Annotated in this window: 11 protein-coding genes; 9 read left to right on the forward strand and 2 right to left on the reverse strand. The window is 33.1% G+C overall.

Annotated elements, in window-relative coordinates; genetic code table 11:
* From QJ521_RS00005 to QJ521_RS00035, 7 genes are all read left to right on the forward strand, one after another.
* A partial coding sequence (locus QJ521_RS00005; protein WP_282838308.1) for a hypothetical protein occupies positions 1 to 1,138 on the forward strand: 1,138 nt, incomplete at its 5' end.
* Positions 1,138 to 2,145 (forward strand): immunoglobulin-like domain-containing protein, encoded by a 1,008-nt coding sequence (locus QJ521_RS00010; RefSeq protein WP_282838309.1) that lies wholly within the window; start codon positions 1,138 to 1,140, stop codon positions 2,143 to 2,145. The genes QJ521_RS00005 and QJ521_RS00010, both read left to right, overlap by 1 nt.
* Positions 2,146 to 2,200: 55 nt before the next feature.
* Positions 2,201 to 5,836: an endo-beta-N-acetylglucosaminidase gene (locus QJ521_RS00015; RefSeq protein ID WP_282838310.1), complete on the forward strand. Its 3,636-nt coding sequence runs from the start codon at positions 2,201 to 2,203 to the stop codon at positions 5,834 to 5,836.
* Between the two features lie 9 nt (positions 5,837 to 5,845).
* A complete protein-coding gene (locus QJ521_RS00020; protein ID WP_282838311.1) occupies positions 5,846 to 6,664 on the forward strand; it encodes an immunoglobulin-like domain-containing protein in 819 nt (272 codons plus the stop codon).
* A 15-nt stretch (positions 6,665 to 6,679) separates the two neighbouring features.
* Positions 6,680 to 7,753 carry a Gfo/Idh/MocA family protein gene (locus QJ521_RS00025; protein WP_282838312.1) on the forward strand — a complete coding sequence of 358 codons (1,074 nt, stop codon included), beginning with the start codon at positions 6,680 to 6,682 and terminating at the stop codon, positions 7,751 to 7,753.
* A gap of 18 nt (positions 7,754 to 7,771) precedes the next feature.
* Positions 7,772 to 8,740, forward strand: coding sequence for a sugar phosphate isomerase/epimerase family protein (locus tag QJ521_RS00030; protein ID WP_282838313.1), 969 nt, complete (start codon positions 7,772 to 7,774; stop codon positions 8,738 to 8,740).
* A gap of 3 nt (positions 8,741 to 8,743) precedes the next feature.
* Positions 8,744 to 9,769, forward strand: a complete 1,026-nt coding sequence (locus tag QJ521_RS00035; RefSeq protein WP_282838314.1) for a Gfo/Idh/MocA family protein — start codon at positions 8,744 to 8,746, stop codon at positions 9,767 to 9,769.
* Between the two features lie 22 nt (positions 9,770 to 9,791).
* Here QJ521_RS00035 and QJ521_RS00040 read toward each other — a convergent pair whose 3' ends face one another.
* Positions 9,792 to 11,507: a hypothetical protein gene (locus QJ521_RS00040; protein WP_282838315.1), complete on the reverse strand. Its 1,716-nt coding sequence runs from the start codon at positions 11,505 to 11,507 to the stop codon at positions 9,792 to 9,794.
* A gap of 100 nt (positions 11,508 to 11,607) precedes the next feature.
* Positions 11,608 to 12,726, reverse strand: a complete 1,119-nt coding sequence (locus QJ521_RS00045; protein ID WP_282838316.1) for a hypothetical protein — start codon at positions 12,724 to 12,726, stop codon at positions 11,608 to 11,610.
* Positions 12,727 to 12,876: 150 nt separating this feature from the next.
* Here QJ521_RS00045 and tig point away from each other — a divergent pair, with 150 nt between their 5' ends.
* Entirely contained in the window at positions 12,877 to 14,157 is a 1,281-nt protein-coding gene (gene tig / locus QJ521_RS00050; protein WP_282838317.1) for a trigger factor, read from the forward strand.
* A gap of 117 nt (positions 14,158 to 14,274) precedes the next feature.
* Complete coding sequence (gene lon / locus QJ521_RS00055) at positions 14,275 to 16,584, forward strand: endopeptidase La (protein WP_282838318.1); 2,310 nt, start codon at positions 14,275 to 14,277, stop codon at positions 16,582 to 16,584.
* Positions 16,585 to 16,592: the final 8 nt, after the last annotated feature.

The raw sequence follows: 16,592 nt of genomic DNA on the forward strand, positions 1-16,592 counted from the left end.
ATGTTATATGAAAAATAGTAATTTAAAAAAAAGTAGAAAAGTAAAAGTAGAACCTGATAAGCAACTCGTTTATGTTTTGCTTGGATTCATTATGTTTCTTATGATGATAGATGCTTTTATTCAAGGTAGTAAAGATGTTATCTTCATTAAGTATGTTATTTCAATATTTATGATACCCGTCTTTTTTGGGCTTATTGGTTATACTATGCCTTATGAGAATTTCAAAGATTTATCTTTTAAACAATGGTTTCTTAAGTTTGGATTAAGACCGCTTATTGCTTATTTGGTTGCGCTTATTATTTATACCTTCTTAATTTATTCGAATTATATAAAAGTATATGGTCTGTGGGAATACTTAAGTAGGTTTTATTTTAGATTGCTACTTAATCGCACTTATGATGCTTATTTTAGATTATCTCTTTTATTGGCGATTCCATTTTATAGTTTAATAGCTTATTTATTTTCTAAATATGGAAAAGATAAGAAAACATATTTTAAATGGGTTTTAGTTATAAGCATCGTTTCATTAGTTTTAATCTTATTACCATCGACATTTACATCACTATTCGGTGTTTTATATGTTTATTTAATTGAAAAAAATTTGATGTTATATAATATGATTTTTTTCGCTCTTGGATCTATATTAAGAAATCATATCTTCAATCAAAATCAATTATCAACTCGAATCATCATTAGAAATGGTACTTATACTTTGTTCGCTTTATTATTAACCAGCTTATTCTTCTTAATCAACAGTTCTTCATTATTTGTTGAAGGTACACAAACTTTTCAGACAATCTTTTTATCAGTTCAAACCGTAATGATCTATACTTTAAATATTGCACTACTCATTCAAGTTTATATTTTGATTAAACGTGAGTTGATCATCGATTGGAAATGGCTAAAACATTATGGATGCCATTATCAAGGTATTATTGTTTGGTATGGTTTACTCATATTCATATCATATCAAATGTCTGGAGAGGCAATTTTAACTTATGATTTTTCTAAGTTTTATATCTATGTTACTCTACTGAGCATCATTTTCTTAATTCTTATACAAGCATTAAGGAATTATCCAAAATTCAATTATTATGTTTTTTTAACCGATAAAAAAAGAGATGAGGTGACTGATTGATGCGTAAAATGACGTTTATATTATTACTTTTTGGTTTAATCTTTAGTTTGATTTCTTGTGGCGCTACACCAAAGAAAAAATCTAATGAAGAATTAGCAACCATAGCTTTCGGACTTGCTGTTGGTAAGCTAGACACTTTATTTGAAGACAAGACAAATATAGAGAAAAATATAAGCCTTCCGTTAAATTTTACAGATATATGGGGTTTAGAAATCATATGGACAAGTAGTGAGCGTAGTATTATAAGTGATTCAGGTATTTTTACTCGACCTAATGCAGATATAGATATTACGTTAAAAGCAACAATGATTTATGGAACACTTGTATACACAAAAGAATACATCGTCACAGCAAAAGCTTTAGACGACGATGACGATGATGATATAGAAATACCAATTGTTGACTACCAAGATGTATTTTCAATCATCAGTGAGTTTGCTTCAATATCAGATCAAGTGGATGAAAATGGCAACTACTTAAGTGAATACTTTTATGGTGTTGAAGGTATTGTTATTGCACAGAATGGCATGAATCAAATTTTGATGTATAGTGAAGGTGCAATGATACAAATTGAAGGACTACATGGCGTTTTTACAATTAATATAGGAGATGCATACCAGATATCTGGAAAGTTAATGTATCAACAATATGTTCCTAAAATAAAAGTTGTCAATAAGTTATCAACTGCTACAATTTTAGAGACACACTCATATGAAGAACCTGTGTATGAAGAAGTATCTCTAGATTTTTTAAAGGAATCAAATGCTCAATCAATTTTATTACATGTTGCAGCAATAACGATTGAAGGTTACCTAAATCAAGGTAGAATCACTGATTCTGATGCATTGATAACCATAGATTTATCATTCGATTATGATGAAGATTTTGAAGGAAGATACGTTGAAATACAGTCTATTGTTTATTTTGATTCATTGTCTAAAGAGTGGATATTTGTTGAAGATTCAATGCAAATTGTTGAAACGATGGCACCTTGTCCATTATGCTAATAAAAGAAGGTTATAATCATTATTTAAAATATATTAGATTTGAAGGGAGAAAAAAATGAAAAAAATATTATTAGTTGTTATTTTGTTATTTGGAGCTTTAACATTAATTGCCTGTGGGCAAGAAGAATCAAGTGATCCAACACCAACACAAGATCCTACACCGACTGTTGAGAAAACATTAGAAGAGATTATTAGTGAGGCGAAAATTGAACTAGCTAATCATCACACTATCAATAGTTATGATACGGAATATCAAGAGTATTATAATCAATTACTTGATACTTGGTTAGAAACACTAGATGAACAGTTATCAGAAGCAGCAGTTAATACCATGAAAAGTCAAGCAGTTGTTAGACTCAATGAACTTAAAGTTGCAATGGATGGTGGAGACACTCCAGATTGGATTTGTGAATCCAAAAACCCATTAACTCAATGTCAACCTATCATCCATGGGTTACCTGAAAATTTCGAATTATCAGTTGAGAGAGGTTTTAGTGGCAATGTCATGTCTTATTTTGATATTACTGCTACAGATGCTAAAGGAAACAATATCACTTCATTAATGAGAATACATGGTGAACCAATTTTCGGTTTGTCAAATACATATGAGATTACTTTTGAAGCTCAAGATGAATATGGAAATATCACAACATCTGTGCCTTTTCAATTGATTGTCGAACCCGTCATCGGTGAGCCAGTGATTGTTATTGCCGAGGCTGAATCGGTCATTAACGTTAGAAATGTTAATAACTTTGATTTTATGGATGGCGTTAATGTTACTGATGTTTTAGGTATGGATTTATCAGATCAAGTTGAGATTACTGTCCTTGATGGTAAAGGTGATGTTGTCGAATATGCAGGACTTCCTGGATACTACAAGATTGTTTTTGAAGTAACCGATGTTGATGGAAACTTTAGCACAAAATTTAGAGAAGTTACTGTTATGCCTAGTTCAGCTACACTTGATACTGGTCTTTCTGAAGTCATGAGAGTGACCCCAACATTGATGTTTTTCAATGCTGTTAGTGTTAAAAACTGGGTGCCAGTTCATAATGATCCATATGTTAATACTGGTGTTATCCCACTTCAACCTAGAATAACTGGAGAAAGTGTTAACCCAAATGCGAATCCAGATGTTAAAGTTGCGATTCTAGATCAAATTACTGAAATTGAAAGTGGTGTCCCATCATTCCAAGGATTTGATCAATATACGATCGAGTATTTTCAATATATGGATTTAGCAGTAACATGGAGTGGTGCTGGTAACATCGTCTCACCAACTCAAGATGTCATTAATGTATTCCATAAAAATGGTGTCAAAATTTTAGGTAATATTTTTATGAAACCTGTTGTCTATGGTGGCGATTTAGCTGAAACAAGAGCTTTAATAGAAAAAGATGAAAACGGTGATTACATCGTAGGTAAAATATTAATAGATATCGCTGAGTACTATGGTTTTGATGGTTGGTTTATTAATCTTGAAACTTCAGGTGCAAATGCCGATATTGCTCAAGATTTTAGTTTGATGGGTTTATATATGCAACAACTGATCAATGATCGAGGTCTTGATATGGAAATTCAATGGTATGATTCCATGGTAACATCTGGTAATATCAGTTGGCAAGGTACTTTAAATAATAACAATATGATGTTTTTCCAAGATGAAGATCAAATTGTTCATAATAGTATGTTTTTGGATTTCAGATGGGATGGACGCTATGGAGCTGGTCGTCAAATGAGCCAGGCAGCAGCAACCGCTATTTCTGTTGGAAGAAGTCCATATGATTTATATGCAGGTTTTGATACACAACAATACGGAATAGAAAAATCGAGTGGTACACAAACGCCATGGAGATGGGAAAGATATTTTGACGAAAATAATCAACCCTATGTATCAATGGGTATTTATATGTCAAGTTGGACTTTTTTCCAAGATGGACTTCCACCTAATCCAAGAACCTACAATAGATTTACAATTAATGCAAATAAGATGTGGGTTGGACCTGAAGGAGATCCAAGACTGTCAACAGTTGATATGGTAGGTAGACCCAATGAATGGTATGGTATTTCTAGTTTCGTAAATGAAAAGACAGCAATCATTGGCGATTATTTTCACACAAATTTCAGTACTGGTAATGGTCATCAATACTATCTAGATGGAGAAGTTGTAACGAACTATCAAAATGGTTGGAATAACTTAAGTGTCCAAGACTTATTGCCTACATGGCGTTGGATTAGAGATAGTCATGGTAGTGGTGATCCATTGAAAATTAACTTTGATTTTACCGATGCATTTCAAAAAGGTGGTAATCTGAATATTCATGGTGAGTTAGATGAAAATAACGCAACTGAATTCCAAGTTTACATGACATATCTAGATATTTATAGTGATTCAAATTTCCAATTGACTTACAAAACTAATGATATGAGTGTAACGAATCAAGTTCGTATAACTTTCGAAAATGAAAACGGTTGGTATGATGATGTTCATTATTTTGATTTAGAACCATCACAAGAAAATGAATGGGTAACTGATGCATTCAGCTTAGCAGCATTCGAAGGTAAAAAAATGACTTCAATAGGCTATTATGTTGAATCTGATGTCTTTGTTGATTATGATCTTAAGTTAGGAGAAATGACGTTCTACCGACAAAAAGATGTCGTTACAGAGTTAACTCCAATTGAGAATCTGACAATAGTTGAACAAGCATTCCAATACGGAATTTATGGTGATGCGAGATTATCGTGGAGCCCACTTGAAATTGATGTTACCGGATATATACTATATGAAATTTTCTATGAAAATGTAGAAGGTGAACTCATCTATTTAACCTCTACATATAGTAACTATGCTTATGTTAAAGACATCAATAGATTAGTCGATGGTGAATTTTTAGATGTTTCGAATATTATATTACGTGCAGTTGATGGTTTAGGACAAGTTATAGGGATGTCGGAAATTATCTTTACTTGGGATGATCCAATTGTTGGTGGTAGAGCACGCTTCAGTGTAAACACTTCATTGATTCGCGCAGGACAAACAGTAACTTTCACACCACAAAAATCACCTATAGCAGATACATTGATTTGGGATTTCCCTGGTGTTGACGCAGAAAATATCGTATACAATCAAAATGGTTCAGTAACTGTTACTTATCCATATCAAGGTGTTTATGGTGTAAAATTAACATCGGTCAATCAATTTGGTGAGGATGTTTTAGACCTTGATAGTGTCATTGTTGTATCTGAAGCAGCATCTAGAGTGACAAACATAACTGGAAATGCTAGAGTGATTGACTTTTCAGGTTTTGTCGTTCCAGCAGAACATCCAAGATATTTGATTGATGGAAATTTCTTTGGTACAAAATGGTGTGAAACAACTGCAAGTACACCAGGGAACAAACATGTTACGCTTGACTTTACAGATGTTTTCTATATGAGTCATTTTAGAATTTATCATGCAGGAGCAGTTGAACAAAAGAGTTATAATACTGTTGAGTTCCAAATTCAAGTAAGTGTTGATAATATCAATTGGCAGACCGTCGTACACGTAACCAATAATACTGATGATAGAACTGATCATTCGATTACACCAACCGAAGCTAGATACGTTAAATTGGTGGTTATAAATGGTGGTTCAGATAATGCAGCACGTATTTATGAAATCGTTGTATCTGGTCGAATTGCTTAACAAACAAAAATGAAAAAAAATATCTTATTCAACTTAATTATTACACTTTTCATCGTGATGTCTAGTTGTCAAACAAATGATCAAGGTAGTGAACTTTATCAATTGACATATGGAGACTCAAGAAATAATGTTCGAAATAATATATCACTTGTAACAGAGACCGAAACACATGTTGTGTTTTGGTCTTCAAGTGATGAAAATGTAATATCTGTGACCGGAGAAGTAACAAGACCATTATTAGGAGAATCCAATAAAAAAGTTACTTTAACAGCGAATTATGACGATGAAGTAATCAAAATTGTATTTACGGTTATAGCTTTAACTGGAGATGAGGTTTACGATAAAAATCCATGGTTAAACGATAAGGACCATATAATTATTGAAATTAATTATAATCAGTTATTGAATTTGTTTGACCAAGAAAAATCATTATTAGTTTATCTAGGGTTTGAACAATGTCCATATTGTAGAGAGTATTTACCTACTTTCAATAAAATTGCGAAAGAGTATGGATTCACTGAAATATTTTATTTCAATTTTTTATCCACAAGAGGTGTAGAACTTGATGAAGATGAGAACCCAGTACTTAAAGCTGAATTTCAAGAAATCATTCATCGAATTGACACATCATTTTTAGCAAGCCATTCCACATATTCAGAGTTAAACTGGTTGTTTGCTCCAACATTTATGGCTTTAAATGATGGTATTGTCGTTGATTTGTTTACTGGTGCGGTTGAAGGACATAATGCGTCACGATCTACTTTAACAGAAGAACAACAAACCGAGTTAGAAGAAATATTAACAAGAATAATCAATAAAATAACGTAGAGATAGGTGAAGTTGATGAAACTAAAAATTGGAATTATCGGTTGTGGAGCAATAGCAACTGCGAAACATTTGCCTGCACTTTCTAAACTTAAAAATGTTGAAGTTGTGGCTTTTTGTGATTTAATACTAGAAAAAGCAAGTCATCTTGCAAAAAAATATGGAACCAAAAATGCAATGATTACAACAGATTATCAGCAAGTGATGAACAACTCGGAAATTGATGTCATTCATGTTTGTACACCAAACAATTCACACGCAGAAATATCAATAGCTGCACTTAATCATGGAAAGCATGTGATGTGTGAAAAGCCAATGGCAAAGACGTATGAAGAAGCAAAAGCTATGTATGAAGCAAGTTTAAAAAACAATAAGCAATTATCAGTATCGTATCAAAATCGTTTTAGAGCAGATACGATTTATTTAAAAAAACTTTGCGAATCTAATTATCTAGGGGAAATATACTACGCAAAAGCAAAGGCTTTGAGAAGAAGAGCTGTTCCAACATGGGGTGTGTTTCTTGATGAACAAAAGCAAGGTGGAGGGCCACTTATTGATGTAGCCACTCATGCACTCGATCTAACTTTATGGTTGATGAATAATTATGAGGTAGATTATGTAGTAGGAACGACATATCACAAACTTTCTCGGATAGAAAATGCAGCAAATGAATGGGGTTCTTGGGACCCTAAGAAATTCACCGTTGAAGATTCGGGATTTGGTTTTGTTAAAATGAGAAATGGTGCCACGATTGTCATTGAATCTAGTTGGGCTTTGAATACACTTGACATCGGTGAAGCAAAGACAACACTTTGTGGAACTCAAGCTGGTGCGGATATGGAAAATGGCTTAAGCATAAATGGAGAAGAACATGGCCAACTCTATACAAAAAAAATAGAGTTTGGTTCAGCAGGTATCGATTTTAATGATGGTGGTTCAAAAGAACCACATGATGTTGAAGCAAAATTATGGATTGACTCAATTGTGAATCAAACGAAATGTGTTGTTCAACCTTATGAAGCCTTGGTTGTTACTCAAATTTTGGAAGCAATATATAAATCTTCAAAAACTGGTAAACCAGTATACTTTTAACATAAGGAGATATACGATATGAAATTAGGTGTTTTTACAACTCTATTTGGACATTTAAGCTTAGATGAGATGTTAGATAAGGTACAAAAAGCGGGATTAGAAGCTGTTGAGATTGGTACAGGAGGCAATCCAGGTAATCATCATTGTCCAATTGATTTGTTACTTGACAATGAAGCTGAAAGGATGAATTATCTTGATAAATTTAAAAAAAGAGGACTTATTATTAGTGCTTTTTCTTGTCACAATAACCCAGTTTCACCAGACCCTGAAGAAGCAAGAATCGCTGATGAGACACTTAGGAAAACCCTCTTACTCGCTTCACTATGCAATGTTGAAGTCGTTAATACATTCTCTGGTACCCCAGGAGATCATGAAAATGCAAAATATCCAAATTGGCCAGTTGCAACGTGGCCAACAGTATATCGTGATATATATCAATGGCAATGGGAAAAAAAACTTATACCTTATTGGAAAGAAATTGGCAAGTTAGCAGAGAAACTGCATGTGAAAATTGCTATTGAACTTCATGGAGGTTTTTCTTGCCATACACCTCACACAATTCTTAAACTTCGTCAAAATACATCAAAAAACATTGGTGTTAATTTTGATCCTAGCCATCTTTGGTGGCAAGGCATAGACCCGGTTGCCGCTATTAAGATACTTGGGAAAGAAAAGGCTATATTTCATTTTCATGCAAAAGATACCTATCTAGATCAAGAGGCAATTAACATGTATGGATTGACAGATATGCAATCTTATGGAGAGATTCAAACAAGATCATGGAACTTTAGAACCGTTGGTCATGGACACAGTATGTTTGATTGGGCAAAAATGCTAGATACACTTAGGATTTATGGTTATGACCATGTGATCAGTATTGAACATGAAGATCCTATAATGACGATTGATGAAGGCTTTCATAAAGCAGTTTCAAACCTAAAAACAATTTTGATTAGCGATAAACTTGATCATATGTGGTGGATTTAAAACATGGCTAATTATGGTATAGCAATTATTGGTTATGGTGGTATCGGTGCATATCATGCAGAACATATTATAAATACAAAAAGCTTAAGGTTGAAAGGTATTTTCGATATTAAAAAAGACAGAAATGATTTAGCCAAGTCTAAAAACATTCATGTTTATGAATCACTCGATCATTTGTTGCATGATTTAACTGTTGATATAGTGCTAATTGCTACACCAAATGATTCTCATTATGAGCTTGTCATGCATTCGCTCCATGCGAATAAACACGTCATATGTGAAAAACCAGTCACTTTATCAACCAAATTATTCGATGAAATGTCTTTTTTATCACAAAAGCAAAAAAGGGAGCTCATCGTTCATCAAAATAGAAGATGGGACTCTGATTTCTTAACCGTAAAAAAAATAATAGATTCTCACTTAATAGGTGAGGTTTTTCATATTGAATCTCGTGTACATGGGGGCAATGGTATTCCTGGCGACTGGAGACGTAAAAGAGATCAAGGTGGGGGAATGCTTTATGATTGGGGTGTTCACCTCATTGACCAAATCATGTTATTGAAAGATGCAAAGATAATAAAATATTCAATTGATTTCTCAACAATTTTGGGACATGAAGTAGATGATGGATTTTTATTACATCTTTATTTCGATGATTCAACAGATGTTCTTATTGAAGTTCAAACAACTAATTTTATTAAGTTACCGAGATGGTATGTTAAAGGATTGAATGGGACTGCAATAATAAACGATTGGAACTTAGATGGATATATCAATCAACTTATTTTACCACTTGAAGAAACCCATAGCCAAACTGTAAAAGCAGGTAATGGATTAACAAAAACAATGGCACCCCCTTCTGAGGATGCCATCAATAAGATGAAATTACCACCTATATTAGTTGAACCTAATGTTTTTTATGAACATGTTTGTAATGTGTTGGAAAAAAAAGAATCACTATCTATTACACATGGACAAATTAGAGTAGTACTTTCTTTAATCGAAAATCTGATGAATACTAGAGTTTAAACGATAAGATGCTCGTGGCATCTTATTTTTTAAAACTTGTCTTCAAGTATTCCATTAACTTTCTAGCTGCCTTGACTGTGCCAATGCCTTCTTGACCAGGTACTGCAAGTTGTGTGTATATTTCTCCAACTTTAACTTTTTGTTGATAAAGGACATTGAAATACTCAACTAAAATCTTATCAGTTTGTTCCATGCGTTGCACTGGACCAAAAGGATTTGCGAAGTAACTTTCAACTAAACCAACTTCGCTTGTTGTTCCCTTAGCAAATCTTTGACCACGTCTAAAGACTTCTAGTGCATCTTCAATATGATCAAAGAATCTAACACCTTCATCAGTTTCATTGTAATTATTTGCATATAATAAGTAATCTACTTTGTGGTTCATCATAATAAACTTATAATAGGAAACCGGAAGAATGACTCTTGCATTCGTTTGATCAGGATTCATAAAGATAGAGCGATCAATTTCTTGATATGCATAGCCACTATCTAGGTCATCTAATCTAACAAATGCACCGATTTCTGTACCATGAGCATATAATTTCTTACCATCGATGATAAAGGTTCCCATATCATCGAAAATAACATTCATGGTTTTAATATATTCTTTACCAATTTGTCTTAAGGCTTCAAGTGTTTCAGATTTACCTGCACCACTATCACCAATCACGACGATATTTCTTTCTTCATCATTATTTAATACAACATTTACCATTGCACCATGGATTGGTAAATAGTTACGATCTATCATTCTAACGTTATGTAGGGTGAGTAACATTTTCTTTAAATAACCAAAATAATCGTTTTTTGTGTTTCTTGAAACAAAGCCGATATATAAATCTTCTTCCTTGTCATGATAATACTTGCCATCAAATTGTTCTTCTCTAATTCCGTAAACATAAACTAACTCAGGTTTACGATCTTTATAGTCATCATAAATAGCAGGTTCAAATAAATTACTTAAGGCTACGCCATGATGCATAAAGTCACGGTGGAAATAAACAAAAGTGAGTAGAGGTCCTACCCAGACAGGGTAACAGAAGTAATGCAACTTATTAATACTTAAATCTTTCAATGGATTTTCGAAGATTTCTTGGAAAATCCCCTGTCTTGTATTACTTTGTGAGTAAACCATAAAGGGTGGTCTAGTTAGTAGTCTTGTAATAAACCCAACATTTTGAAGACTCGCATACGCTTCACTATACGTAAACCGGTGCGGAACTAACATAACATTCGCATTTACACCTGCAGGAAGCTGACGATAGACCTTAAAATCTTCTCCTAAGAGGTTTTGAGATAATGTTCTATATAGATATAGAATCCGCTCATTAAAACGGTCAGAGATTGAAATTAGATCAGGTGCTTTTACACTTTGTGCGTAGTTCTTAGAACTACTCATGACACCAAAGCGTTCAAGCTTTCTCCAATAATCATAAAACTTTTCAGTAAAATGATAAAAAGTGTCTCTTTGATTTAATAACGTATTTAAGTTGGGATGTTTTTTCTTAACATCTTCATAAGGATAGATGAGTAAAAGCTTATAAGCATCCAACATCATGGATGCTCTTATGCCTTTTAATCTATCCATCATAGGATCTTTTTCATTCCTTAGTTTTCTAACATATTGGACTAAGAGTTGTTCAAAACTTTTCGAAGAAATAATTTTGACTTCAGAGTCACATATTGCTGCATCAAAATTTATGATTGCATAGTTTTTTTGTAAATGAAATTTTTTCATGCGATACCTCCACATTAGCATTATTATACCATAGTTAAAACAAGGTTAAATAATATGGGGATATTTACATCATTAAAAAAAAGAAGTGCTTTCGCACCTCTTAAATTGATTTTGTATAACAACGTCTACGCTTATGTTCAACCCATTCAAAATCTTTCCATTGGTTTTGAATTGCTACGTTTAATTCAAGCTCTGGACCGGTTTCTGCATATTTTACATTGTGTTTAATTCCGGTTTCAATACCATCTTCCCAAATCATCGCGATAATACCATGTCCTTGATGTTTAGGGTCGATTGCGATGAAGTAGAGATCAATGACATCGTATTTCTTTAAACCTCTTAAAACTCTGAACCAACCAAATGGAAATAATTTTCCTTTGTTCTTTTTGTTTGCTTCAGCTAAGCTCGGCATCACGACTGTTAATGCCACCACTTTATCTTCTTTATCTAGGACTAACCAAATATATTCTAGTTGAACCATAGAGATGACTTGCTTAATGTAGTAGTCCATGACTTTATTGGTGATCGGATAAAATCCATATAATTCATTAAATGCGACATTAAACATATCGAAAGCTTCATAAATATATTTAAAGATTTCTTTTTTCTTTTTAAACTTAAGCAAACGATATCCATATCTACGTCTTGCGATTTCTGCACCACGTCTAACTTTTTCGGAAACCTCACTTGGCCATTTGATTTGTTTTTCTGTCCAATCAACATCTTTAACAAATCCTAAGGCTTCTAAATGTTTCATATAATAAGGATGATTATAAATCGTAATAAACATATTTAATTGATCAAATCCATCAACGAGCATGCCCTGGCGATCCAAATCCGTAAATCCAATCGGTCCAATTAAAGTATCCATTCCTTTTTCTTTTGCCCAAGTAGTTACTTGTTCAATTAAAGCTTTCGTTACTTCAAGATCATCAATCATATCGATTCTGGTAAATCTAGCTTTTTTAATGTTATAGGCGTTATTCCATTTGTGGTTAATAATACCAGCAATACGACCTACGATTTTCTTTCCATCATATGCTAAATATCTAACAGCATCACAGTACTCAAAGACTGGGTTTTTCTTAGGATTAAATACTGTTCTTTCATCAAGCGATAACGCTGGAACAAATGCTGGAACTTTCTTGTAAAGTTTATTAGGAAATTCTGTAAAGCGCCAAGCATCACGATTCGTCTTGACTTCTTTGATTGTTATCATCTAAGGACACCTCATTTCAATTAAGTATATTTTATCTTAATTTTACAAAATATACAATGTTTTGCCAAATGTCTTTAACTAAAAATAAATTATGTTATAATATAAAAGGTCTATCCACACAAATACGCACGATATAAAGGAGAATTAAAAATGAAAGTAGAACAAACAAAAGACAATAAAGTACGTTATACATTCGATGTAACGCCAGAAGAATTTGAACACGGTCTTGACCATGCATTTGAGCATGTTGTCAAAGATGTGGAATTAAAAGGATTTAGAAAAGGAAAAGTACCTAGAAATATTTATGAAACGAAATTTGGTGTTGAAACACTCTATGAAGATGCACTCAATCACGTTTTACATCATAAGTATCATGAAGCTCAAGAGCATCCAGATTATGAAATCGTAGGTCAACCAGATATTGATGTTGATGTTAAAAGCATTAAACGCGGAGAAACATTTTCAGTAAGTATCGTTGCTGAAGTTAAACCTGAAGTAACATTAGGCGCATACAAAGGTGTGGAAATCAAAAAAATAGATGCGACTGTTACTGATGAAGATGTTGCAGCAGAAATTAAAAAACAAGTTTCTCAAAGCGGTCAATTAGAGCCTAAAGATGGTGTCATTGAACTTGGAGATACAGCAATCTTTGATTTTGAAGGATTTTTGGAAGGTGTTCCTTTTGAAGGTGGCAAAGCTGAAAATCATTCATTAGAAATTGGTTCAAACCAATTTATTCCAGGATTTGAAGAACAAATGGTAGGCATGAAGTCAGGTGAAGAAAAAGATATTAACGTTAAATTCCCTGAGCAATACCAAGCAGAAAACTTAGCTGGAAAAGAAGTTGTCTTTAAAATTAAACTTCATGAAGTTAAAGCTAAAGTTGAAAGTGAATTAAATGATGAATTCGTTCAATCACTTAAAAAAGAAGGTATAACGACTGTTGAACAGTTTAGAGAAGCAACCAAAAAAGAATTAGAAGAAAAAAGACAAGCAGATGCAGATAATCAAATGACAAACGAATTATTAACAAAAGTTATTGATGGAGCAAATGTTGAAATTCCTCAAGTGATGATTGATGAAGAAATTAAGCAAGCAAAAGCAAACGTTGAACAACAAGCAAAACAATATGGACTAGAAATGGATATGTTCTTATCGATGTCAGGTGTGACACCTGAACAGTTTGAAGTACAAATCGCTGAAGAATCTAAAAAACGTGTACAAACGACTTTAGTCATTGAAGCCATTGCAAAAGCTGAAGGCTTATCTGCAACTGAAGCAGAAGTTAATGAAAAGTATGAAGAACTTGCAAAACGCTACAACATGCCTGTTGAAGAAGTTAAAAAGTATCTACCTGCAAACATCTTAACAAGTGATGTTGTCTTGAATAAAGCATACAAATTTGTTATTGATTCTGCAGTAAAAGTTTAAAAAAGGGGACTTCGTTCCCTTCTTTAAAAAAAATGAATTGGCACTCATGTGTTATGATTGCAAATTTATCAATATATGCTATAATATGATTGAATAATGTGAAGGATGTGAAAAGACATGGAACTATCAAAAAGCCTACCTGCGATTATCGTTCGTGGAACGGTACCAATCCCAAATAACGACTTTAGAATTGAAGTCGGTAGAAAAGTATCACTTAAAGCAGTTGAAGAGGCTGAAAAAAACTTCGGATCCTATGCAATTGTCTTAATTCAAAAAAACCCGATGATTGAAAACCCTACTGTTGAAGATATCGAAGAGTATGGGACACTCGTTAAGGTACAAATGAAGATTAAATTGCCTAATGATGCCTATAAAGTAAAATTATCAGTCATCCAACGTATAAAGGTCAAAGAGTATTTTCTTACAGACCCTTATTTCGTTGTGGAATATGAGGAAAAAAATACGATTAATGGTGATGTTGACGAAGAAGTTACTTTAGTCAAGATGATTGTTACTGAAGTTGCTAATCATGCACAAACCATTTTAAACCCTAATAATCAAGTTCTAGAGAAAGTACAACAAGGACTAACGAGTGAAAAAGTTTGTGACTTGGTGATTTTCAACTTAAAATCACCAGAACAAACCAAATATCGTTATTTAGAAGAACTTCATTTGAATAAACGCTTAAGAATGCTGTTAGAAGATATTAATAAACAAAAGATGATTGTTGATCTTGAACAAAAGATTAATGATGAAATCAAAAAGTCTATTGATGAAAACCAAAAAGAGTATTACTTAAGAGAAAAAATGAGAGCCATTCAAAATGAATTAGGCGATAAAGCGAAAAAAGAAGAAGAAATTGATGAATTAAGAAAAAAGATTTTGGCAGCGAAGATGCCAAAAGCAATTGAAGAAAAAGCGCTTCAGGAACTTAGTCGCTTTCAAAGTACACCAGCAGCAATGGCAGAATCTAGTATTATCAAAACTTACTTAGATTTATTGGTCGAACTTCCTTGGAAAAAATCATCTAAAGATACTGCTGATTTAAATAAAGTACAACAAAAGCTAGATGAAAACCATTATGGCTTAGAAAAAGTTAAAGAAAGAATTATAGAATATCTTGCTGTTAAAGTAATGACGAAGAGAAATCCACAGACGATTTTATGTCTTGTAGGACCTCCAGGTGTCGGAAAGACGTCATTAGCAATTAGTATTGCTGAAGCCTTAAATAGAAAATTTGTGAAGCAATCACTTGGTGGTGTTAGAGATGAATCAGAGATTCGTGGGCATAGAAGAACTTATATTGGCGCAATGCCTGGACGCATTATTAAAGGTATGAAAGATGCGAAGACAGTTAACCCTGTTTTCTTATTAGATGAAATTGATAAGATGTCATCAGATTTCAAGGGAGACCCTGCATCAGCAATGCTTGAAGTCTTAGATCCAGAGCAAAATGCTAATTTTAGTGATCACTATCTTGAAGAACCTTATGATTTATCACAAGTTTTATTTATTACAACAGCAAACTATTTAGAAAATGTACCTGCACCACTTAGAGATAGAATGGAAATCGTTGAACTATCATCTTATACAGAACAAGAAAAATTCCAAATTGCCCGTCGTCATTTACTTGCGAAGCAATTAAAGAGTCACGGAATCAATGATAAGCAATTTTCAATTGATGATAAATCTATTTTCTATATTATCCAACACTATACAAGAGAAGCTGGTGTTCGTGAACTTAATCGCTTTATTGGAGCGTTAGTTCGTAAAGCAATTAAAGAGATATTATTAACGAAGAAACCTAGTATTGCAGTTACACCTGAAAATATTGAATCTTATATTGGTAAACCTAAATATGTTCATAATATCGCAGATAAGAAAGAACAAATTGGGGTAGCTACTGGTTTAGCTTATACACAATTTGGTGGAGATACACTGCCTGTTGAAGTCACCTATTACAAAGGTAAAGGTAACTTAGTGTTAACTGGTAAACTCGGTGATGTTATGAAGGAAAGTGCTCAAACAGCATTAAGCTTTATTAAATCAAAAGCTTTAGAGTTTGATATCGATCCAGATATCTTTAACAATAACGACTTCCATATTCACGTACCTGAAGGTGCAATTCCAAAAGATGGACCTTCTGCAGGGATAACAATCGCAACAGCTATTGTATCCGCTGCTACTCAAAAGTATGTGAAAAAAGATGTTGGTATGACCGGAGAAATCACACTACGTGGATATGTTCTACCTATAGGTGGATTAAAAGAAAAAGCGATTGCAGCACACAGAAGTGGATTAAAAGTTATACTCATTCCTAAAGATAATGAAAAGGATATCGATGATATCCCTCAAGAAGTTAGAGATGAGTTAGAAATCATCACTGTTCAAAATGTGAATGATGTCTTCCAATACGCGATTAAATAAGTTATAAT

Source organism: Peloplasma aerotolerans, assembly GCF_030012175.1.
GTDB classification, from domain to species: domain Bacteria; phylum Bacillota_I; class Bacilli_A; order Acholeplasmatales; family Acholeplasmataceae; genus Peloplasma; species Peloplasma aerotolerans.

Excerpts from the sequence above, each read along its gene's own strand:
- QJ521_RS00015 (WP_282838310.1), top strand. The coding sequence starts at position 2,201 with ATGAAAAAAATATTATTAGTTGTTATTTTGTTATTTGGAGCTTTAACA.
- QJ521_RS00010 (WP_282838309.1), top strand. The coding sequence starts at position 1,138 with ATGCGTAAAATGACGTTTATATTATTACTTTTTGGTTTAATCTTTAGT.
- QJ521_RS00025 (WP_282838312.1), top strand. The coding sequence starts at position 6,680 with ATGAAACTAAAAATTGGAATTATCGGTTGTGGAGCAATAGCAACTGCG.
- QJ521_RS00020 (WP_282838311.1), top strand. The coding sequence starts at position 5,846 with ATGAAAAAAAATATCTTATTCAACTTAATTATTACACTTTTCATCGTG.
- QJ521_RS00030 (WP_282838313.1), top strand. The coding sequence starts at position 7,772 with ATGAAATTAGGTGTTTTTACAACTCTATTTGGACATTTAAGCTTAGAT.
- QJ521_RS00040 (WP_282838315.1), bottom strand. The coding sequence starts at position 11,507 with ATGAAAAAATTTCATTTACAAAAAAACTATGCAATCATAAATTTTGAT.
- QJ521_RS00035 (WP_282838314.1), top strand. The coding sequence starts at position 8,744 with ATGGCTAATTATGGTATAGCAATTATTGGTTATGGTGGTATCGGTGCA.
- tig (WP_282838317.1), top strand. The coding sequence starts at position 12,877 with ATGAAAGTAGAACAAACAAAAGACAATAAAGTACGTTATACATTCGAT.
- lon (WP_282838318.1), top strand. The coding sequence starts at position 14,275 with ATGGAACTATCAAAAAGCCTACCTGCGATTATCGTTCGTGGAACGGTA.
- QJ521_RS00045 (WP_282838316.1), bottom strand. The coding sequence starts at position 12,726 with ATGATAACAATCAAAGAAGTCAAGACGAATCGTGATGCTTGGCGCTTT.